The organism is Pseudomyxococcus flavus (genome assembly GCF_050038885.1).
Classification (GTDB): domain Bacteria; phylum Myxococcota; class Myxococcia; order Myxococcales; family Myxococcaceae; genus Myxococcus; species Myxococcus flavus.
Window position 1 is genome coordinate 3,649,681 of sequence record NZ_CP143624.1, and the last position, 20,919, is coordinate 3,670,599.

Genomic DNA, 20,919 nt, shown 5'->3' on the forward strand with positions numbered 1-20,919 from the left:
CCCCCACCATGTCCACTGCCTCACCCACCGCGGCGGAAGCCGACTACGTCCTCCTCGCGCGCGAGTACCTGGACTGGTACGCGGCGGCGAACCCCACCCGGGCCACGCAGCTGGGCTACCACATGCATGACGCCCACCTGCCGGACCTCTCCTCCGACGCGCTGAACCGCAAGTCGGAGGCCCTGCGCGGCTGGCTGAAGCGCCTGGAGCAGCTGGACCGCGGCGGCCTGTCGGGGGACGCCGCCGTGGACGTGCGCGTGCTGGAGAACGCGATTCGCGCCGACCTGGTGGAGCTGGAGGAGGAGCGGCCCTGGGAGCGCAACCCGGGCTTCTACGTGGGGCTCATCTCCAGCGGGCTCAGCAGCCTGTCGTCACGGGAGTTCGCGCCCCTGGTCGAGCGCCTGCGCGCGATGCGCTCGCGGATGGCCCGCATCCCCGGCGTGCTGGACGCGGCCCAGTTCAACCTGGACGGCGTGCCGAAGCTGTGGGCCGAGTACGCCATCCGTGACGCGCGCGGCACCGTGGCCTGGCTGCGCGGCGACCTGCTCCGGGCCCTGGAGGCGCAGGGCTACGCGCAGGTGCCGCTGAGCGAGCGCGCCGCCTTCACCGCCGCGCGCGAGGAGTCCGCGCGCCAGCTGGAGGCCTTCGCGGTGTGGCTGGAGCGCGAGCTGCTGCCGAAGGCGGACGGCGACTTCCGCCTGGGCCGCGAGCGCTTCGAGAAGAAGCTGGCGCTGGAGGAGCACGTGACGTTGAGCGCGGACACCCTGCGCGACATCAACGAGCGGGCCATCCGCGAGTACAAGGCCTGGGTGGCGCGCGAGGCCGCCCGGGTGGACCCCACGAAGACGCCCGAGCAGGTGATGGCGGCGCTGGTGAAGGACCACCCGAAGGCGGAGGAGCTGGTGGCCTCGGCGCGGAAGCAGCTGGTGGAGCTCCAGCGCTTCGTGCGCGAGCGGGACATCCTCACGCTGCCGTCGGACCGGCTGCCCGTGGTGCGCGAGACGCCGCCCTACGCGCGGCTGGGCTTCGCGTCCATGGACACGCCCGGCCCCTTCGAGACGAAGGCCACCGAGGCCTTCTACAACATCACCAACGTGGAGCCCGGCTGGACGCCCGAGCAGAAGGCGCAGCACCTGACGTACTTCAACCGCGCGGGCCTGCTGGGCATCACCGTCCACGAGGCCATGCCCGGCCACTTCGTGCAGTTGCTCTACGGCTCGCGCATCCCCACGGACGTGCGCAAGGTCTTCACGCCCGCGTCCCTGGTGGAGGGCTGGGCGCACTACACCGAGCAGATGATGGTCGACGAGGGCCTGGGGGACGGGGACCCGGTGGTGCGCCTGGGGCAGCTGCGGCGCGCGCTCCAGCGGCACGCGCGCTGGTACGCCGCGCTGGCACTGCACGTGTACGGAGAGCCCATCGAGGCGGTGGCGAAGCGGTACGCGGAGATTGCGTACTTCGAGCCCTTCCCCGCGCTGCGCGAGGTGGAGCGTGGCACGCTCAACCCCACGTACCTGTATTACGCCCTGGGGCGCATGCAGATTTTCAAGCTGCGCGATGACTACCGCCGCCACCTGGAGGCGCGCGGCCAGAAGTGGGTGCTGAAGGACTTCCATGACCGGCTCCTCCAGCTCGGGCTGCCCGTGGCGCTCGCGCGGGAGGTCTTCCTGCCGGGCGACACGGCGCCGTCGCTGGAGTGAGCGGGCGCGGGCTACAGCTCGATGACCCGGGGGGCTTCCTCGGGCTCGGGCTGGGGCCGGCTGGCGAGCCCCTGGAGGCTGAAGCCGTGGGGCGCGTGCACGGCGCCCGCGGTGTTCGGGTCCAGGTACAGGTTCACCGGGGCGGCGAGCCCGTCGTACGTCACCTCGAAGACCTCCAGCTCGGTGGGCGCGCCGGTGCCGCAGCAGGGGCCCACGCGCCGCCAGGCGATGCGCTCACCGTGAGGGCCGCGCAGCAGCTCGAGGAAGGCCATCAGCCCCCGGTCACCCCAGCCCACGCGGATGGGGTCCTGGGGATGGAAGCCGTACTCCACCACCTCGACCCGCGGCGCCGCGGCCGCCGTGGCGCGTGGCTCCGGCGCCACCGACTTGTTGGATGATGCACACGCCGCCAGGAAGAGCATCCCGGCACAAGCTGCTCGAAGTCGCGACATTCCGACCCTCCCCACCACCACCGTCCCGCGGGGAAGATGTGCTCGGGTGGCGACGCGTGCACCCCGGCCTGGACCGCGGCCGTTCAGCGCAGGACGTTGGCCGGACCCGGCGTCACTTCTTCGGCTTCTCCGACATGGAGCGGATGAAGACCTTGTCGATGCCGTGGATGCGCATGCGCACCAGCTCGTCCGCGGTGATGTTCGGGTAGCCCGCCTCGCGCATCTGCTTCACGAAGTCCGGCGTGACCTTGTGGATGCGGAAGGCCAGGACCTGCTCCTGCGTGAGGTCCTTGAAGCCCAGCTCGCGCATCTGCCTCACGAAGTCCGGCGTGACGCCGTGGATGCGGAAGGCGACCACGTCATCCGCGTCCGTGGTCTTGAAGCCCAGCTCGCTCAGCTGCTTCACGAAGTCGGGCGTGACCTTGTGGATGCGGAAGGCGACGAGGTCCTCGTTGCTGATGTCCTTGAAGCCAAGGCCCCGCATCTCCCGGGCGTCGTCGGGCGTGACGCCGTGAATCGTCATGGAGATGAGCTCGTCCCAGGACCCGGGCTTGATGCCCGCGGCGGTGAGCGCCTTCACGCGCTCCGGCGTGGCCTTGTGGATGCGGCCCTGCACCAGCTCCTTGAACGTCAGCTGGGGGTAGCCCGCGTCGGCCAGGGCGCGCGCGTACTCCGGCGTCACGTCGAAGATGCCGGCCTGGATGAGGTCATCCACGTCGAGCTGCTTGTAGCCCATCGCGGCGAGCCCCTGGACGCGCTGGCTGGTCACGTTGGTGGCGGCGAGCTGGAACTGGGCCCTGGGCGTGAGGTCCTTGTAGCCCAGCGTGGCCATCGTCTTGGCGAAGGCGGCGCTGGCGTCGAAGCGGAAGTGCCCCGCGCCCTGGCCGTCCTGGAACTGGCCCTCGAAGTGGAAGGTGCCGGCCTCGCGCGGCAGGGTGAAGGTGGTGGGGCCGCCCGCGGTGGACAGGTCCTTGAAGGAGGCCAGGGGCTCGCTGAAGCCCATGTGGTGGCTCGTGCCCTGGTGCAGCTGGAGGTTGAGCGTGTGGGCCTGGCGCCGGTGCGGCGAGGCCGTCCAGGTTCCGCGAGGCTCGAACGGAGCAGCGTCGGCGGACGCGACGGTGGCCATGAGCAGCGCGGCCACGAGCGGCGGGAGTGACGAGGGGCGACGCATGGAGGACTCCTTCGGGTAGACCCCTCCCGTGCGGCGCGCGTCCGGAGAGCGGCGCGCCGAGCGGGGCGGGGTGGTTTCAACAGGTGAGGGGAAGGGCGTTGGGACGCCGGCTCACTTCTTCGAGCCGGTGCCGCGCATCTTCCGGATGAAGTCGGCGTCCACGCCGCCGGTGCGCAGCCGCACCAGCTCGTCGGCGGAGAGGTCCGTCATGCCCGCGTCGCGGAGCTCGCGGATGAACTCGGCGTCCACGCCCATGGTGCGCAGCCGCTTGAGCGTCTTCGCGTCGGTGGCCTGCACGCCCGCCTTGCGCATCCCGGAGAGCCACTCAGGCGAGACGTCCACGGCCCGAAGCTGCTTGAGCTCCTTGGGCGACAGCCTGGACAGCCCGTGCTTGCTCATGGCGTCGATGTACTCCGGGCTCACGCCCACCGCGCGGAGCTGGGCGAGCTCGTCGAGCGAGAGGTTCGTGTAGCCCGTGGCCTTGAGGCCTCGCACGTAGGTCTCGTCCACGCCCACGGCGCGCGCGTGGACCAGGGCGTCCGGGTCCTCGACGGAGAAGCCCGCGGACTTGAGGGCCTCGATGTACCCGGGCGTGACGCCCAGGTGGCGCATGCGGGTCAGCTCCTCGGCGTCCAGCTTCCTGCCGAAGCGGGCGTTCATCTCCTGGACGTACTCCGGCGTGACGCCCGCGTGGTGCATGCCCACCAGGTTGGAGACGGTGGGCGTGTAGCCCAGGTCCGTCATCTGCTTCACGTGCTCCGGCGTCACCCCCGCGACCTTCAGCTTGACCAGCTGGTCCACGGAGAGGTGCTGACCGGCGCCCACCTGCGTCTGCGAGTCCCGGGCCTTCTGCGAGCGCGCGCCCAGGCTCCGCGTCGCGTCGAAGGCCAGCTGAGGAAGGCTGTCCATGACGGCCTCGACCGCGGTGAGGGCCGTGGCCGCGATGGTCGCGGAGAACTCGGGCGCCGCTTCCGGCTCGGGCGGGGCCACCGGCGTGGGGGCCGGCGCCGGACGTGGGGCCGCGGACGCCGGCGCCGCCTTGATAGCCGCGGTGCCTCCGGAGGCGGCGGGCGTGGCGACCGGCGCGGGCGTCGCCTGGGCCGCCGCCATGCTCGCGGAGGCGGCGGGCGCTGCGACCGGTTCCGGCGCCGCGTTGATGGCTGCGATGCCCCCAGCGGCGGCAGGCGCTGCGGCCGGCGCGGGCGCCACTCGGAGGGCCACGACGCCCGCTGGGGCTGGCGGCACCACCGGTGCGGGGGGCGCGACCGGCGCGGGAGGAGCCCTTGGCGTGGGGAGGGGACGCCCGTGGATGGCCGGGCTGCCCGCGGCCACTGGCGACAGGCGGAGGGGCGCCGCGGCACCGACGCGCTCGGATGCCTCCGGCACGGCGTCGCCCGACGTCCCACCATGGGGCGCTCCCGGCGTCGTCGCCGTGAGGCGCTCTGGCTCGACGTCATCCGCCTGCGCCGCCAGCTGCCCCAGCATGAGCGACGTCAGCGGCGCGGCCATCGCGAGGCTGCTGACCAGCGTGAGCACCGAGGCGCCCGCGGCCCAGCGCGAAGCGCAGCGCGACGAGGGCAGGGTGATGAGCCGGCGCACGCGCTCCGGCAGCGAGCCCCCGAGCGCGGACATCGCGGGGCTCGGCGTCTCCGGCAGGACACGCAAGGCCTCGAGCGCCGTCAGCGCCCGGGCGTAGGAGACGGAGCTCCCGCTGGCCGCCACCGCGACGTCATCGCAGCAGTGCTCGCGCTCGACGCGGATGACGTGGGAAATCCACCGGACCGCCGGGTGGAAGAAGAGCAGCGTCTCCACCAGCACCTGGGCCAGGTTCACCGCGAAGTCGTGGCGGCGGATGTGGGCCAGCTCATGGGCCAGCACCATCTCCAGCTGCCGCGCGGGAAGCCCGGACAGGGTGGACACGGGCAGCAGCACCATGGGCGACAGCCAGCCCACCGCCGAGGGCACATCCACGTCGTACGACTGGAGCAGCCGCACCGCGCGGCGCAGGCCCAGCTTCCGGGCCAGCGCGTCCATCCGCTCCTGCCACGCCTCGGGCGCGGGCAGGGCCCGCTGCGTCAGCCGGCGCAGCTTCATCCACTCCGCCGCCATCCGTCCCGAGCACAGGCCCACGCCCGCCACCCAGGCCAGCACCAGCCAGTGGAGGTGCAGCTCCACCACGGACAGCGCGCGTTGCAGCAGCAGGCCGCCAACGACGAGCATCGGCCCCATCCGCGCGAGCACGGTGCTCTCGACGCCGAACGCGGGGCCGTCCTCGGCCATGTCCGCGTCAATCCACTCCTGCGCCGCGTCGGCCGGAGCCTCCGCCGTCCGGGCCCGGGTCTCGGGCTCCGGGCGGAGCCCCGCCGCGAACGCCACCGCGGGCTCGTGCGCCGCCACCTCCGGGCGCGGAGACGGCACGTCCACCGAGACCGCCGCATCCCGCCGCGCGGGCGCGCCCTGGAAGTGCTTCCACCCCGACACCACCGGCAGCGCGAGCGTCAGCACCAGCGCCCCACACGCGAGCGCGTAACGCGCATGCGCCGCGCGCCGCCCCACCGTGACGAGCGCCACCGCCAGCGTCAGCGCCACCAACGTGCCCTGCCAGAGCGAGTGCAGCAGGGCCCAACCGATGGACTCCATCAGCAGCTGGCTCATTCCTCGCCTCCTTCCAGGGTGTCGAGCAGCCGGCGCAGCTCCGCCAGTTCCTCGGGACGCGTCTTCTTCGACGCCAGCGCCTGCATCGCCAGCCGCGCCGGAGACCCGCCAAAGGCGCGGTCCACCAGGTCCGTCACCAGCTGCCGCTGGGTCCGCTGCTCCGTGGCGCGGGCGCGGTACACGTGCGCCCGCTGGGACTCGTCGCGCTCCACCAGCCCCTTCTCCGTCATGATCTGCATCAGCTTCAGCACCGTCGTATACCCGGTGCCCTCCGGCTCGTTCCGGGTGAGGGCCTCGTGCACCTCCCGCACCGTGCTGTCCCCGCGCTCCCAGAGCACCCGCAGGATGGCCAGCTCCCCATCCGTGGGGCGCGGCAGCTTCGTCTCGCTCATGACGCTCCCTCTGCGACTCGATTGCCTGTGGCTATATTACGAATGCGTTCGTAGATGTCAACGAAGCCCTTCGTAGATTGAGTCCGTGAAAAGCCCCCTGCCTCGGCGTGAGGAAGGGGGCGGGCCTTCGTCCGGGCGCCTGGCCGTCAGCCCTCCTGGCGTGCCGCGGGCTCCGTCGGGGGCTGGGGAGCGCCGGGCGCGGCCGTGTTCTCCCAGAAGCGGCGCGGGTGGCCGTCGCCGCGGGTGCCACCGGAGAGGCGGTCCACCCAGGGGTAGCGCTGGGCCTCCTCGGCCGTGTAGCCGAGGTTGAAGACGGTGGGGCTCTTGGGCCGGTCACCGGACTTCTCGTAGTAGGTCCCGAAGAGGCGGTCCCAGAAGTAGTTGGTGATGCCGTAGTTGCCCTGCTCGTTGTGGAAGTGGTGCGACAGGTGCAGCCGCTTGATGTCCTTCAGGAACTGGAGCTTGGGCGTGTAGTTCAGGTGCTGGATGCAGTGGCAGAACTCGTAGAAGCACGTAATCACCATGGCCCAGCCCAGCGCGGCGGCGGCGCCCGCCTTGCCCCCGATGAGGTAGCCGATGGGCGCAATCACCCCGCCCACGGTGGGGAGCACGTTGGCCAGCGCGCCGAAGAGCACGCGCAAGTCATTGGGGTCCTGGTGGTGGTCGAAGTGGATGCGCTTCCACGTCGCCGCGGTGAGGGGCGACTTGTAGAGGAAGCGGCTGTGCAGGATGTGCTTGTGGACCAGGTACCAGCCGAAGGGGAACGCCACGCTCGCGGCCAGCATGGCCAGCAGCATGCGCAGCGGGTTCTCGAACCACTTCACCGCCAGGGCCAGGCTGATGAGGCCCACGGTGATGTAGGCCACCACGGCGTAGTAGGTGAAGAACGAGAAGACCAAATCCCCCAGCGTCATCCGGTCCAGGTTGTGCTTCCGGTTCTTCAGGAACGAAAAGGGTGCGCTGACCGCCACGGTATCCTCGCAAGGAGTCGCTGCCCTCGAGGGCAGACAGAGCAGGACAGGATCCACGCCGCGCCCGCCGGCCTCGGGGCTTACGGCGGTGCTGTCAGTAGCAGGGGCGTTTGAAAATGCTGCATCCTGAATGACGCCCGGTAGCGTTTTTCTGGAGCCGCCAAGAAGCAAGCCTGTTGAGTGAACAGACGGCACGCTGCCCGCCTGCCCAGAGGCCGGCTCAGGCACGGGCTTCCTTCGCGTCCGACAGCAGCCCACTTTCTCGGAAGACAGGACGACTTTCCGGGAGGTGCCGATGGCGGAGCATGAAGGACAACAGACCCCCAGGACGCAGGTGCGCAGACGCAGGACGGCGGCCTCCAGGCCGGTGCGCACAGGTGAACGAAAGGCCCCACCCGAGCGAGGCGCCATCGCGCTCCGCCGCACGGCGTCGGAGTACCGCGCCACGGCGGAGGAGCAGGCGGCGCGCGTGCGTGAGGAAATCGAGGCGGCGCTCGTCCAGGCCCGCAGCACGCGCGAGGCCATCGAGCAGCGCATCGCGGATCAACTCCACGCGCCGCTGGTGAGCCGCAAGCCGCCTCCGCGCCGCAAGCGCTCGGGCCGTGCCTCCGAGAAGTAGCCTCATTCTCAGGGCATGAGGCGCGTGGGCTGGGACGCCGCCACCGGCGCGACGTCCTCGACGGGCGCGCTCGAGGGCGGCTCGCCCAGCTGCTTCAGCTTTCGTGCCAGCTCGGCGGCCTGCGCGCCCTTGGCGCCCAGTTCGCTGCCCTGCACCCCGATGAAGGACACCCGGGCCCGCTCCAGCAGGGCCACCTGCGCGTGGAGCTGGGCCAGCAGCCGCTCGCTGCGGCGAGCCAGCACGTCCAGGTGATTGAGCTCCTCGCCCAGCGAGGACGCGGCCAGCTCCAGCTGCCGCCGGGCCACCGCGTCCTGGGTGGCGGCGGCGCGCTCGCGCAGCTCACGCACCTGGGCGTCCACGTCATTGGCCACCACCGAGCCGAGCTGCGCCGCCAGCCCGAAGTGGGCCTCCGCCAGTGAGAAGCTCTCCGCCGCCAGCTTCTCCAGCACGCCCAGCAGCTCGGCGCGCCCGGTGCTGGCGGGCAGCTTCATCACCGCCGCCTTGCACTGGCGGTAGAGGCCCAGCGCGCGCACGGCCAGCACGCGGGACTCGCCCTTGAGGGCGTCCTCCAGGCGCCGGCCTCGCGCCTCCACCGCGTCCAGCTCCACGACGATGTTGGCCGGCAGCGTGCCCACGCTCCAGAAGAGGCCCACGACGAGGAAGCCCACCAGCGCGGACAGCAGACCGGTGCTCCCCAGGAAGCGCGCCTCCAGCACCTGCTGGACGTACAGCCCCAGGGGCACGAGCACGCCCGCGGCGGCGGCGCTCGCGGCCACCGCGTCGGGCTTGCCCGGGTGCTCGCGCCCATGGCCCAGCCAGGCCACCAGCGCCGCGGCCAGCGCGGCGCCGATGCTCTGGGGCACCGGGTCCGGCGCCTCGAAGAAGTGGGGCAGGGCGGGCAGCACCGCCAGCGCCAGGCGAAGCGCCAGGGGGTGGACCCCGGTGGGCTTCGCGCACGCGAGCGCCGCGGCGGCCACGGCGAAGTACCCCGGGCCCAGGTCCATGTGCAGCCGCTGGGCGGCGCCCGCGAGCAGGCCCATGCCGGCGGCGCCTCCCAGCGCGCGAAGCGTGCGGGTCTCGAACTCCTCGCGGTGGAACAACTGCACGGAGAGGGCCATGTGGGTCACCGTCCTGCTAGTACGTATTGTTCTGGCCGAAGTTCTTGATGGACTTCTTGAGGAGGTTGCGCGACTCGGCCTGCGCCTCCTCCACGCTGGCCGCTCCCGCCAAGGCTGCCTGGGAGGTGCGCACGTCCGCAAGCTCCCCCGCGAGCGCGTCCGCGGAGGTGCCGAAAATCGACCGGGCGTTGTCCAGCAGGCTACGGGCCTTCGCCTTGTTGCCGCGCTTCATCTCCTCCGCGGCGGCCACCATCTGCTGGGTGCCCAACGCCCGCGTCGCGTGGACCCGCACGTCCTTGTCCAGGTGGGCGCGCACGCGCGCCACGTCGTCCGTGACCTGCGCGGTGAGCTCGAGCGCCGTCTCCGTCGGCATGTCGCGCGCCACGTCCACGTAGTGCAGCCGGGCCTTCAGCAGCGCCAGGGTGCCCGCGCGCTGGTCCGTCTTCAGCGACAGCTTCGCCACCACGCGCACGCTCTGCGAGCCCGCCAGGTCGTACAGCGGCACCTTCAGCACATTGCCCTCGCGGAAGGACGCCATGCCCATGACCTCCAGGTCCTGCACCTCGGGGGGCACGTCCAGCCGCAGCTCCACCAGCCGGGCCACGGTGCTGGTCGCCTGGTCCAGCTCGCGGGAGAAGACCTCCGCCAGCCGCGACGAGTCGTCGATGAAGCCGGAGAAGCCGCCGCCCTGCTCGGCCATGCCGCGCATCAGCAGCTCCTGGTAGTCCAGCCCCACGCCCAGCGCGCTGACGGTGATGCCGTCCGCGCGCAGCCGGCGCACCTGGTCGAACAGGTCCGTGTCGCGCGTGAGCCCGGTGGTGGGCTGCCCGTCGCTCAGCAGGATGGCGCGGCTGACGCGGTACTCGCGCATGTGGGGCCGCAGGGTGTCGGCCGCCGCGGCGAGCGCGCCGCTGATGTTGGTGCTGCCGTCATCGCGCAGCGCCGCGATGAGCGAGAGCAGCTCCGCGCGCGCCTCGGGCGTCATCTTCTGGCTGTGGTGCACCTTCACGTCGGTGCCGTAGTCGATGAAGGCCAGCCGGTCCTCCGGCGTCAGCCGCTGCACCAGCTCCATGGCGGCGCGCCGGGCGTCGTTCAGCTTCTGTCCGCCCATGGAGCCGGAGCGGTCCAGCACCAGCGCCAGGTTGACGGGCACACGCTGGCCGGACTCGGGCGCGCGCGCCTTCAGCTCCAGCCACGCGAAGGCCTCGCTGGGCCCCGTCTGCACGTATCCACCGGAGAGCTTGCCCGACATGGAGACGGCGCCACCTTCCGGCGCCGACGACACCAGCGGCAGCGTGTAGACCGCGGGCGGGTCCTCCGGGCGCCTCACCGTGTGGCTGGTGTCGGTGACGGCCGGCGGCGGCGGCTCAGGCGGCTGAGGGGGCTTGCCCAACAGGAGGGCGCCCACGGCGAGCGCACCGGTGGCGGCGACCAGCAGCAGCGAGCGGTTCATTCAGGGCCTCGGAATCGGAAAGGGTGTCAGGGGTGCTGGGTCGCCACACTCGCCCGAGCCCCACTCTCCGCGCATCGGTCACCGGGAGGAGGGTCCACCCGTTGGCCGATGCCGCCGCGCGCCCCCCGCTCAGGCGTCGTGCGCGGCCTCCTGGCGTTGGCGCACGATGTCCTCCACCACGGTGCGGACCCGTGACTCATCGAAGGGCTTCTCCAGCAGGAGGTTGGGGATGCTGGCCAGGAAGTCCCGCGCGCCCGTGGTGAACGCGCCGCCGGAGACGAACACGAAGCGGCGCTCCAGGCCCGCGTGCTCACGCAGCACGGCCTCGTACACGTCGCGCCCGGTCAGGTCCGGCATCATCACGTCGCACAGCACCGCGTCCGGCTCCAGCCCCTGCTCCAGCATCTCCAGCGCCTGGCGGCCGCTGCACGCCACGTCCACCTGGTGCCCCCGGAGGATGCGCTGCAGCACCCGCCCCACCGCGGGCTCGTCGTCCACCACCAGCACCCGGCCGCGCGGCGCGCTGGGGGGCAGCGGGGCGGGTGGCTCCGCGGCGCCCCAGCGCTCCACCGACTGCGGCGTGGGGAGCACCACCCGGAAGAGCGTGCCGCGCCCCGGCTCGCTGTCCACGGTGATGTCGCCGCCCAGGCCGCTGATGATGCTGTGGCAGATGGACAGGCCCAGGCCGGTGCCCACGCCCACGGGCTTGGTGGTGAAGAAGGGGTCGAAGATGCGGTCGATGACCTCGCGGGCGATGCCCACGCCCGTGTCGCTCACCTCCACCACCACGCGCCCGACGCCGTCCAGCCGCGTGGCCAGCCGGATTTCGTGCCGGTGCGCCGCGCCCTCCGGAATGGCCTGCGCCGCGTTCACCACCAGGTTGAGGAACACCTGGCTGAGCTTGCCCTCGTTGGCCATGACGGGCGGGATGTCTCCGTACTCGCGCCGCAGCTGCGCGCGGTGGCGGATTTCGTTGGCCGCCATCATCGCCACCGACTCCAGCACCGCGTGCACGTCCAGCGGCGACACGTGCTCCTCGTCCGGGCGGGAGAACGTCTTGAGCTGGCGGACAATCTGCCGCACGCGCTCGGCGCCCTCGCAGGCCTCGCTCAGCACCTCCTGCCATTCCCCCAGGTCGGGCTCGCCCTTGAGCCGCGCCTGGAGCGCCGCCGCGCCGTCCCCGGGCGGCAGGCTGCGGCGGAACTCGTCGGCGAGGAAGCCCAGGTTGGACAGCACGAAGGCCAGCGGGTTGTTGATTTCGTGGGCGATGCCCGCCGCCAGCGTGCCCACCGACGCCAGCCGGTCCGCCAGCGTCAGGCGCGCCTGGAGCTGGCGCTGCTCCGTCACGTCACGGGCAATGGACACCACGGCCGGCTGACCGTCGAAGCGCAGCGGCAGCGACACCACCTCCGCCACCCGCGTGCGCCCGTCGCGGCGCACCAGCCGCCGCTCGCCGGTGAGCGCGCCCGCCTTCACCGCCTCCGGGCTGCGCATGTCGCGCACGAACTCCGTGAGGGCCCGCCCCACCAGCTGGTCCGCGCGCTCGAAGCCCAGCGTGGCCACCAGCGCCGCGTTGGCGTAGACAATCTGGTTGTCCCGCTCGATGGCGGCCGCGTCCGGCACGCCCTCGAGCAGCGCGCGGAAGCTCGCCTCGGACAGGCGCAGGGCCTCCTCCGCCTGCCGGCGCTCGGTGATGTCGCGCGCCAGGCCTTCCACCGCCACCATCCGCCCGGAGGCGTCCGTCACCGGCGCCACCACGTGCTCCAGCCACAGCGTGCGCCCGTCGGGGTGGAGGAAGCGCACCACCACCGGCGCGCCCTGGAAGGGCTCGGGCGCCTCCAGCAGCTGCTCCATCAGCGCCCGGTCCTCCTCGTGCACGCGCCGGTACCACAGCTCCGCGTCCGCGTAGTGCGCCACCGGCCCGTAGCCCAGCTTGGTGTGGGCCACGCGGCTGACGTAGGCGAAGCCGCGCGGGGCCTCGCGCCGGTAGACGTAGAGGACGTCCGACGCGTTCTCCGCCAGCTGCCGGAAGCGCCGCTCGCGCTCGCGCAGCGCGCGCTCCGACTCGCGCCGCTCCAGGGCCATGGAGATGGCGCCCGCCGCCGCCGACAGCAGGTCCACCTCCAGCCGGTCCCACCGCCGCGCCTCCAGGGTGTTGTCGAAGCCGATGAAGCCCGTCAGCACCCCGCGCACCCGCAGGGGCAGCGCCAGCAGCGACAGGATGCCCTGCGGCTCCAGCAGCTCGCGTTCTGGCAGCGGGAAGTCCGCCACCAACCCCTCGATGACGTCGCCGCGCGACATCGTCTCGCTCCAGCGCCGCAGCGCGGGCTCCACGGGCAGGTTCTGGAGGTCCGGGTTGTCGATTTCCGGCTTCACGCCGGGGGCGCACCACTCCGCCTTCTGGCTGCACAGCATCGAGCCGTCCGGCGCCCGGTGCAGCTCGAACACGTAGACGCGGCTGGCGCCCGACGCCTGGCCCAGCGGCGCCAGCGCCGGGCCATAGAGGTCTCCGCCGTCCTGCGTGGCCAGCAGCCGCTGCTGCATGTCCACCAGCGCGGTGAGGTAGCGCTCGCGCCGCGCCAGCGCGCCGTCCGCCGCCTTGCGCTCCGTGAAGTCGTTGAGCGTGCCCGCCGTGCCCAGGATGGTGCCGTCGCTGTCGTGCATCAGCCGGGCGAACACCTCCACCCAGCGGTAGTCGCCGTCGCGCGTGCGGTAGCGCACCTCGTGCCGCACGGACTCCACCTCGCCCGCGAACAGCCGGCGCAGGGGCTCGGGGTTCTGTCCCACGTCCTCCGGATGGACGAAGTCCATGAAGGAGCGCCCCAGGCTCTCCTCCACGCTGAAGCCGGTGATGTCCGTCCACGCCAGGTTGAGGAAGGTCCACGTCCCATTCAGGTCCGTCTGGAAGACGACTTCCTTCAGGCTGTCGATGACCAGGCGGTAACGGTGCTCGCTGGAGGTCCAGTCAGGCGTGGTGTGCGGCTTCTGCATGATGGAGCTCGAGAAAGTGGGCCGCACGGGTGGACGCAAGGTCACCCGGGTGCGCTACAAAGGGCGAGAGAATCTGGATTTCCGGGCAGGCAAGCAAGGGGGGCCTCGATGACCCTGGTTGGCTCGGGATGGGGATGCAACCCCTCCTGGTGTTGTGTGGAGGCACGGGGGCTTACTTTCTTCCGCAGTGGCGGACATGCCTCCATGCTGCCTCTGCTTGCGGGACGTCCCTCATGGCCTCTGGAAGCGCTTCGCTTTCGATGACTCGTCCGGACTCCGAAGAGGTGGACGCCCTGCTGAAGGATGGGGTGCTCCGGCTGCTGCTCGAGCAGTCGGGAGAAGCGCTCGTGCTGCTGGATGTCACCGGGCGTGTGCTCGCATTCAACAGAGAGGCTGGGCGCCACTTCCGCATGGGCCGTCCGGAGCGCGCCGAGCACGGGTGGCTGCCCGGCTGTGTATGGATGCGTGCGGACGACGCATCCATGTCGGTGGAGGTGCCGCCGCTGGCGCGCGCGCTCACGGGCGAGCAGGTGCCGGAGGCCCACTGGCGGGTGCGCCGGCCGGACGGGACGCAGGTGGTGCTGCGGGCGTCGGCGGTGCCGCTGGGGACGCGTGAAGGGCTGACCGCGGGGGCGCTGCTGCGCGCGTGCGAGGTGGCCTCGTCGCCCGAAGTGGGCGCGGTGGACTCCACGCGGCTGCTGGCGGAGGCCGGCGCGCTGCTGGGCGCGACCTTCGACGAGGAGGTCGCCCCGCGGCTGCTCCGGCTGCTGGTGCCGGCGCTCGCGGACGCCGCGGTGTTGTACCTGGGCGCGCCCGGTGAGGCGCCCCGGCCGGTGGCGTCGCTGCATGCCGAGCCGGACCGCCACGCCCTGCTGGAGGAGGTGCTGCGCGACTATCTGCTGCCGCCCGAGCGCGTGCTGCCGCTGTTCGGCACCGGCCAGTCGGAGCGGCTGCGGGTGACGGAGGCGCAGCTGACCGCGTCGGCGCGGGACGCGGAGCACGCGCGGCTTTTGCGAGGGCTGGGCCCGTGCTGCTACCTGGGCGTGCCGCTGGTGGCGCGCGAGCGCGTCATCGGCACGCTGGCCCTCTTTCGCGCGGACGCGGCGCGGGACTTCGGCGTGGAGGAGGCGAGGCTGGCCGAGGAGGTGGCCCGCCGCACCGCGCTCTCCGTGGACAACGCGCAGCTCCTCCAGGAGGCGCGCGAGGCGGTGCGCCTGCGCGACGAGTTCCTGGGCATCGCCAGCCACGAGCTCAAGACGCCGCTGACGCCGCTGCACCTCAAGGTGCAGCTGCTGCAACGCCAGGTGGATGGGATGGCCGCGCACCACCAGCCGGTGCCCGCCGAGCGCGTGTCGGAGACGCTGGAGGTGGTGCAGCGCCAGGTGCGCAAGCTGACGAACCTGGTGGACAACCTGCTCGACGTGTCGCGGATTACCGCGGGCCGCCTGAAGCTGGAGGTGGAGGAGCTGGACCTGGCCAGCGTGGCGGTGGACGTCCTCTACCGCTTCGCGCCGTCCGCCGCGCAGCTCCAGTGCGAGCTGGAGCTGCACGCGCCGGTGCCCGTCATGGGCCGGTGGGACCGGTTGCGGCTGGAGCAGGTGGTGACGAACCTGCTGTCCAACGCGCTGAAGTACGGCGCCGGCCGCCCCGTGCGCGTGGCGGTGGAGGCGGAGGGGCTCACCGCGCGCCTCTCGGTGCGCGACGGCGGCATCGGCATCTCCGCGGAGGACCTGCCGCGCATCTTCGAGCGCTTCGAGCGCGCGGTGAGCGACAGGCACTACGGCGGCCTGGGCCTGGGGCTCTACATCACCCGGCAGATTGTGGAGGCCTTCGGGGGCACCGTGCGGGCCACCAGCGAGCCCGGCCAGGGCTCCGTCTTCGTGCTGGAGCTGCCGCGCGGCGATGACATCCCCGAGGAGTGGCTGACGGCGCACAGCGTCCCGGAGCCCTCGGCGGACTGAGCCGCGCTCAGGCCGCGCTCGCGGGGACGGCGGGCCCGGTACGGCGGGGCAGCCGGACGTGGAAGCTGCTGCCGCGCTGGGGGCCGGGGCTCTCCACCCAGATGGTGCCGCCGTGCCGCTCCACGATTTCACGGCAGATGAAGAGGCCCAGCCCCAGGCCGCCGAAGTGGCGCGCCTGCGCGTTGGACGCACGGGCGAAGGGCCGGAACAGGTCGGCCACGTTCTCCGGGGGGATGCCGATGCCCTCGTCGCGCACGCGCAGGAGCACCGAGTCCTCTGCCTCCTCCAGTGACAGGCGCACCGCGCCGCCATGGGGGGAGTAGCGCACGGCGTTGCTGACCAGGTTGGTGAGCACCTGCTCCAGGCGGAGCGCGTCCCATTCCCCCTCCACGGCGTGGCCGGGGACCTGGAGCTCGAAGGTGATGCCGGACTCCGCGCGCAGCTCGAAGCGCTCCACCACCTCGCCCAGCAGGGGCACCAGGTCCAGCCGCTTGCGCTCCAGCTCCAGCCGCCCGCCCTGGATGCGGGCGGTGTCCAGCAGGTCGTCCACCAGCCGCGTCAGCCGCTCCGTCTGCCGGGCCATGGAGCGCAGCGCCTTGAGCAGCCGCTCGCGCTCGGGGAAGTCCCCGCTCTTCTCCAGCCGCTGGAGCGTCAGCGCGGCGAAGCCCTTGAGCGGGGTGAGCGGCGTGCGCAGCTCGTGGCTGGCCACGCTGAGGAACTCCTCGCGCGCGCGCACGGCCTCCTTCAGCTCCGTCTGCGTGGCGCCGGTGCGGGCCGCCATCTCGTTGAAGCCGCGCGCCAGCTCGCCCAGCTCGTCGTCCTCCTCCACGTCCACGCGCTGCGCCCAGTCGCCCGCTGTCAGCGCGGCCGTGGCGGCGCGCAGGTGGTCCAGGCGGCGGATGATGTCGCGGGCGACGAGCTGGGACAGCACCAGCGCCATGAGGACGCCCAGCACCACCAGCCCCACCACCGCGGCGCTCATGCGCGTAATCGCCGCGTAGGCCACCACCAGCTCCTGCGTCACCAGCACGCTCCAGTCGGTGCCATCCACCGGCGCCTCGGCGGCGAGCATGCGGCGGTCGGCCGCGTCGAAGGCCTCCAGCACGCCGTTGCCGGGCCGGACGAGCTCCAGGTTGAGCGCCTCCGGCAGGTGCGCCTCGCCCAGGAGCAGCGCGCCCGGCGCGGTATCCCGCAGCACCTTGAGGCCGCGCCGGTCCAGCACCTGCACGCGGAAGCGCCGCGAGGCCGGCGTGGTGTGCTGGCTCAGGCGCTCCAGGGACAAGAGGCCCACCAGCATGCCGCGCACCTCGCCGTCCTGGCGGAAGGGCTGCGTCACCGCGACCAGCGGCTGTCCGGGGGGGCGGATGAAGGGCGGGGAGACCTCGGCGCCGTGGGTGAAGGCCGCGGGCAGGAAGTCGCGCGGGGCCAGGTTCCAGCCCTCCACGCCCGGCGACGCGGCCAGCACCGTGCCCCGGGTGTCCACCGCCAGCGCCGCGTCGAAGGCCCGGGCCTGCGCGGCCAGGTTGCCGAGGTAGGGCTCCAGCCGCTCGCGCTCACCGGCCACGAAGGCGGCGCGGAAGCCGGGGGACTCCAGCATCAGCGCCAGGGACTCGCCCGCGTCGTCCAGGTAGCGGCGCAGGAAGTCCGCCTCGCCCGCGGCGGCCCGCTGCGTGTCGTCCCGCACCTGCTGCTCAATGGCGTTCTGCGCCAGGTAGGCGGCGAGGCCGCCCAGCGCCAGCAGCGGCACCAGCCCCGCGAAGGCCAGGCCGCGCAGCAGCTTCCACCCCACGGTGCGCGGCGCGCGCGGGCGCCAGTCGAGCGCCTGGCCGACACACGCCAGCGTGAGCACCGCGTACACGCAGGCGCCCAGCCAGGACGAGCCCCGGCCCAGCGCGTAGGCGAGCATCGCGAAGGGCACCGCCAGCCCGCCCATGAGCAGCGACGGCAGCCGGCGGTGGAGCCGGTGCGCGGGCAGCAGCATCCCCACGCCGCACAGCGCGAAGAGCATGCCCACCAGCGGCCGCAGCGGCGCCAGGTGCGCGTAGACGGACAGCGGGAAGCGCTCGGGCACCACCAGCATGGCCACGCCGAACGCCGCGCCGGTGAGCGCCGTGAAGGTGCGCAGCACCGGCCGCTGGCGCATGGCGGGCCAGGCCTCCAGCACCACGCCGCCGAAGAGCACCGGGTAGAGGATGATGCCCGTGAAGCTGCCGGGCAGGACGTTGAGCACCCACCAGTACAGCGCCATGGCCGCGCCCAGCAGCAGGCGCCCCGTCACGTCCAGCCAGCGCGGCGCCCGCGGGTACAGCAGCGCCCCCATGAGGAGGATGCTGCCCGTCAGGTAGGTGACGCCCAGCAGGCGCACGTACGGGTAGAGCGGCCGGAACGAGGCCACCCGGAACTCGTACGGGACATAGGTCATCAGCACGCCGAACATCAGGCCCACGACGGCGGCGGGCCAGGTGAGCGGCAGGGGCGAGGGCGGAGGTGGCGCCTGGATTTGCGGTGAAGACGAAGAAGACATCTTTCCCGGATTCACGCGCGGCGGGCGCCTTCGGTACTACTGCCCCCCGGGCTTTCGTCAATGGCCCGACATCACGCGACCTCGAGCACCGTCCACTCACGAACCTCGCCTGCCAGCGTCACCTCCACGGTGTCGCCTGCCTTACGTCCCATGAGGGCCCGGCCCACGGGCGAGGCCGGGGTGATGACGGACAGGAAGCCGTCGCCGCCGGGGCCCGTCAGCTCGGTGCCCGCCCCGGCGGGCAGCACGAAGAAGGTGCGCTCGGCGAAGCCCTCCTCGTCCTCCGTGCTGACGTCCACGATGGCGCCCAGTCCCACCGGACCCTGTCGGGTGAATCGCGGCAGCTCTCCCTGGCCGAACTTCGTCAGCGCCAGGAGCTCTTCCTGGACGCGCCGGGCGCGCTGGGCCTGTCCGGTGGCGAGGCTGCCGAACTCCAGCGCGGCGCGGCCGTCTTCCTTCTTCTCGGACTCCGTGGCCAGGCTGCGGGCCGCCTCGCGGGCGTCGGCCTCGGCGCGGTGGGCCAGCCGGTCGCTCTGCTGGAGGCGCTCGGCGAGCTGGCCCAGGAGTGCATGCTTGTCGAGTCGCATGATTGTACAGGACTGTAGCGTCCGCCGTGGACACCTCCAGTTTTCGGCTGGGCCTCCGCGCCGCGCCCGGCCTTAGAGTGGGGGCATGACGCCTCAGGAACTCTCGGAGAAGGCCCGGCAGCTCGTCGCCGAAGGCGCGGTGCTGCTGGATGTGCGCACGCCGCAGGAATTCCAGGAAGGGCACCCCGAGCCCGCCCGGAACATCCCCGTGCAGGAGCTGCCCCGCCGGCTGGCCGAGGTGGGGCCTCCCGGCACGCGCGTGGTGGTGTACTGCGCCGCCGGTGGCCGCAGCGCCCAGGCCGCACACCTTTTGCGCGCCAACGGTTTCCCGGACGTCTTCGACCTCAAGTCGGTGCGCAACTGGTAGCCATCCGCGGGAGGTGACACCGGCCCGCCCTTGGAGCAGGGTTCGCCCTCCGGCCATGAGCCGCACGGCGGGCTTCCTCATCGTGGCGTTGTCAGGGGTGTGCTTCGGCGCGCTCGGCCTCTTCGGACGTCTGGCGTACGCGGCTGGCACGGACGTGGCCACCTTGCTCTTCCTGCGCTTCATGCTCGCGGGGCTGGTGCTCGCCTGCGTCATGGCGTGGCGCCGCCAGCGGCCACCTCGCGGCGGCGTGCTGCTGGGGCTGGTGCTGCTGGGCGCCGCCGGGTACTTCAGCCAGTCCGGCGCCTACTTCTTCGCCTTGCAGCACGCGCCCGCGGGGCTGGTGTCCCTGCTGCTGTACTCCTTCCCCGCGCTGGTGGCGCTGGTGCAGCGCCTCGTCTTCCGCGAGCACCTGGGCCGGGTGAAGTGGCTGGCCGTCGTCCTGTCGGTGGGCGGCACCGTGCTGACGGCCGACCTGTCCCAGGGCGGGGCGACGCTGCTGGGCGTGCTGCTGGGCCTCTTGTCCGCGCTCCTCTACACCGTCTACGTCGTCGCCAGTGCCCGGGTGTCCGGCAGCGCGGGGCCGCTGGCCTCCAGCACCGTCATCCTCTGTGCGGCGGGCTTTTCCTTCGGCGTGGCCATGCTGGTGCGCGGCCCCGCCTTCCCCGCCACCGCCACGGGCTGGGCCGCGGTGCTGGGGCTGGCGCTGGTGTCCACGGTGGCCGCGGTGCTGCTCTTCTTCGTGGGCATCCAGCGCATCGGCGCGGTGAACACCTCGCTGGTGTCCAACCTGGAGCCGCTGACGGCGGTGGTGCTGGGCGCGCTCTTCCTGGACGAGCGGCTCACCCCGCGCCAGATGCTGGGCGGGGTGCTCATCCTCGGAGCCGCGGTGCTGCTGGCGCGGGCCGATGTGCCCCGCGCCTCCCCGGAGCCGCCGGCGGGCGGCGGGGCTCCGGGGCCAGTGCCGGGCTGATGCGTCCCGGGCGTCCTACCCGCGCGTCACCGAGCGCAGGAAGCGCTGCACGTCCTGGTTGAAGCGCTGCGGACGCTCCGCGTGCGGCGCGTGGCCCGTGTCCGGGTACAGGATGAAGTCGGCGTCGGGCAGCGCGTCCACCAGCGCCTGCTGGTCGGCGACGGGGAAGAAGCCGTCCTGGTCACCGCCGATGACGAGCACCGGCACGCGGATGCGGTCCAGCCGCGCCGAGTGGTCCTCCGTGAGCATGCCGTCCAGCGCGTCCTGCCACACGCGCGCGGGCACCTTGCTGCTCTCCGACACCAGCCGGTCGATGTACGACGCGGGGACGGGACGGACGAAGGTGCTCTCCTGGAAGGCGCGGATGAACTCCGGGTCCACCGTATCCTCAAACGTGTCCACGATGGACTTCAGCTCCAGCGCCACCGGGTTGCCGGCGACGGTAGGGGCCGAGCCCACCAGCACCAGCCCGTCCACGCGCCGGGGGAAGTCGAGCGCCACCTGCTGCGCGATGAAGCTGCCCATGGAGTGGCCCACGAGGATGGCGCTGCGCTCGCCCACCGCGTCCAGGAAGGCCGCCACGTCCGCGGCGAAGGACTGCTGCGTGTAGCAGCACGCCGGGCGCGTCGAGTCGCCATGGCCGCGCTGGTCCAGCACGTAGACGTGGTAGCCGCGCGAGAAGGTGCGCAGGTTCAAGTCCCACGTGTGGTTCGAGTCCGAGAAGCCGTGGAGGAACACCACGGCCGGACCAAACGGTACACCCTGCTCCACGTAGCGCAGCGTCACGCCGGTGTGCAGCCGGACGGAGCGCTCGCGGGGAATGACGAACAGCTCCTGCTCGGTGGAGGCCAGCTCGGCGCCCTCGGGGGCCTGCTGCAGTTCATTCGAGTCGGACTCCGGCGCGGGGCCACAGGCGGCGAGAACGGGAAGAGCGAGCAGGGCAGCGAGGAGCTTTCTCATGCGTGAATGCCTCGGGGCTCTCCGGCGG

16 protein-coding genes are annotated in these 20,919 nt (G+C 72.4%); 5 read left to right on the top strand and 11 right to left on the bottom strand.

Going from position 1 to position 20,919, the window contains the following annotated elements; genetic code table 11:
• Positions 1–8 precede the first annotated feature (8 nt).
• Complete coding sequence (locus VZL07_RS15280) at positions 9–1,700, top strand: DUF885 domain-containing protein (RefSeq protein WP_426756272.1); 1,692 nt, start codon at positions 9–11, stop codon at positions 1,698–1,700.
• A gap of 11 nt (positions 1,701–1,711) precedes the next feature.
• On the opposite strand, the gene VZL07_RS15285 is transcribed toward VZL07_RS15280, so the two are convergent.
• From VZL07_RS15285 to VZL07_RS15305, 5 genes are all read right to left on the bottom strand, one after another.
• Positions 1,712–2,152, bottom strand: coding sequence for a fibril protein (locus VZL07_RS15285; protein ID WP_426756273.1), 441 nt, complete (start codon positions 2,150–2,152; stop codon positions 1,712–1,714).
• Positions 2,153–2,264: 112 nt separating this feature from the next.
• Positions 2,265–3,323, bottom strand: a complete 1,059-nt coding sequence (locus VZL07_RS15290) for a 4-hydroxy-3-methylbut-2-enyl diphosphate reductase (RefSeq protein WP_426756274.1) — start codon at positions 3,321–3,323, stop codon at positions 2,265–2,267.
• Between the two features lie 111 nt (positions 3,324–3,434).
• Positions 3,435–5,978: a M56 family metallopeptidase gene (locus tag VZL07_RS15295; RefSeq protein ID WP_426756275.1), complete on the bottom strand. Its 2,544-nt coding sequence runs from the start codon at positions 5,976–5,978 to the stop codon at positions 3,435–3,437.
• The gene (locus VZL07_RS15300; protein WP_426756276.1) at positions 5,975–6,370 is read right to left on the bottom strand and encodes a BlaI/MecI/CopY family transcriptional regulator; all 396 of its coding nucleotides are present in this window, start codon (positions 6,368–6,370) and stop codon (positions 5,975–5,977) included. Before VZL07_RS15300 ends, VZL07_RS15295 begins: the two co-directional genes overlap by 4 nt.
• A gap of 146 nt (positions 6,371–6,516) precedes the next feature.
• Positions 6,517–7,341 carry a sterol desaturase family protein gene (locus tag VZL07_RS15305; protein WP_426756277.1) on the bottom strand — a complete coding sequence of 275 codons (825 nt, stop codon included), beginning with the start codon at positions 7,339–7,341 and terminating at the stop codon, positions 6,517–6,519.
• Positions 7,342–7,636: 295 nt separating this feature from the next.
• Here VZL07_RS15305 and VZL07_RS15310 point away from each other — a divergent pair, with 295 nt between their 5' ends.
• Entirely contained in the window at positions 7,637–7,960 is a 324-nt protein-coding gene (locus VZL07_RS15310; RefSeq protein ID WP_426756278.1) for a hypothetical protein, read from the top strand.
• An 8-nt stretch (positions 7,961–7,968) separates the two neighbouring features.
• Here VZL07_RS15310 and VZL07_RS15315 read toward each other — a convergent pair whose 3' ends face one another.
• From VZL07_RS15315 to VZL07_RS15325, 3 genes are all read right to left on the bottom strand, one after another.
• Entirely contained in the window at positions 7,969–9,078 is a 1,110-nt protein-coding gene (locus tag VZL07_RS15315; RefSeq protein ID WP_426756279.1) for a hypothetical protein, read from the bottom strand.
• Between the two features lie 16 nt (positions 9,079–9,094).
• Positions 9,095–10,531: a vWA domain-containing protein gene (locus VZL07_RS15320; RefSeq protein WP_426756280.1), complete on the bottom strand. Its 1,437-nt coding sequence runs from the start codon at positions 10,529–10,531 to the stop codon at positions 9,095–9,097.
• Between the two features lie 129 nt (positions 10,532–10,660).
• Entirely contained in the window at positions 10,661–13,522 is a 2,862-nt protein-coding gene (locus tag VZL07_RS15325; protein ID WP_426756281.1) for a PAS domain S-box protein, read from the bottom strand.
• A 260-nt stretch (positions 13,523–13,782) separates the two neighbouring features.
• Between VZL07_RS15325 and VZL07_RS15330 the strand changes: the two genes are divergently transcribed.
• Complete coding sequence (locus tag VZL07_RS15330; protein ID WP_426756282.1) at positions 13,783–15,483, top strand: ATP-binding protein; 1,701 nt, start codon at positions 13,783–13,785, stop codon at positions 15,481–15,483.
• 7 nt (positions 15,484–15,490) lie between these two features.
• Here VZL07_RS15330 and VZL07_RS15335 read toward each other — a convergent pair whose 3' ends face one another.
• Together VZL07_RS15335 and VZL07_RS15340 are read right to left on the bottom strand one after the other, a co-directional pair.
• The gene (locus VZL07_RS15335) at positions 15,491–18,007 is read right to left on the bottom strand and encodes an ATP-binding protein (protein ID WP_426756283.1); all 2,517 of its coding nucleotides are present in this window, start codon (positions 18,005–18,007) and stop codon (positions 15,491–15,493) included.
• Positions 18,008–18,078: 71 nt separating this feature from the next.
• Positions 18,079–18,594, bottom strand: coding sequence for a GreA/GreB family elongation factor (locus VZL07_RS15340; protein WP_426756284.1), 516 nt, complete (start codon positions 18,592–18,594; stop codon positions 18,079–18,081).
• A gap of 85 nt (positions 18,595–18,679) precedes the next feature.
• Here VZL07_RS15340 and VZL07_RS15345 point away from each other — a divergent pair, with 85 nt between their 5' ends.
• Complete coding sequence (locus VZL07_RS15345; protein ID WP_426756285.1) at positions 18,680–18,961, top strand: rhodanese-like domain-containing protein; 282 nt, start codon at positions 18,680–18,682, stop codon at positions 18,959–18,961.
• Positions 18,962–19,016: 55 nt separating this feature from the next.
• The gene (locus VZL07_RS15350) at positions 19,017–19,931 is read left to right on the top strand and encodes a DMT family transporter (protein WP_426756286.1); all 915 of its coding nucleotides are present in this window, start codon (positions 19,017–19,019) and stop codon (positions 19,929–19,931) included.
• Between the two features lie 15 nt (positions 19,932–19,946).
• Here the strand turns inward: VZL07_RS15350 and VZL07_RS15355 are convergent, their stop codons facing one another.
• A complete protein-coding gene (locus tag VZL07_RS15355) occupies positions 19,947–20,891 on the bottom strand; it encodes an alpha/beta fold hydrolase (protein WP_426756287.1) in 945 nt (314 codons plus the stop codon).
• Positions 20,892–20,919 lie beyond the last annotated feature (28 nt).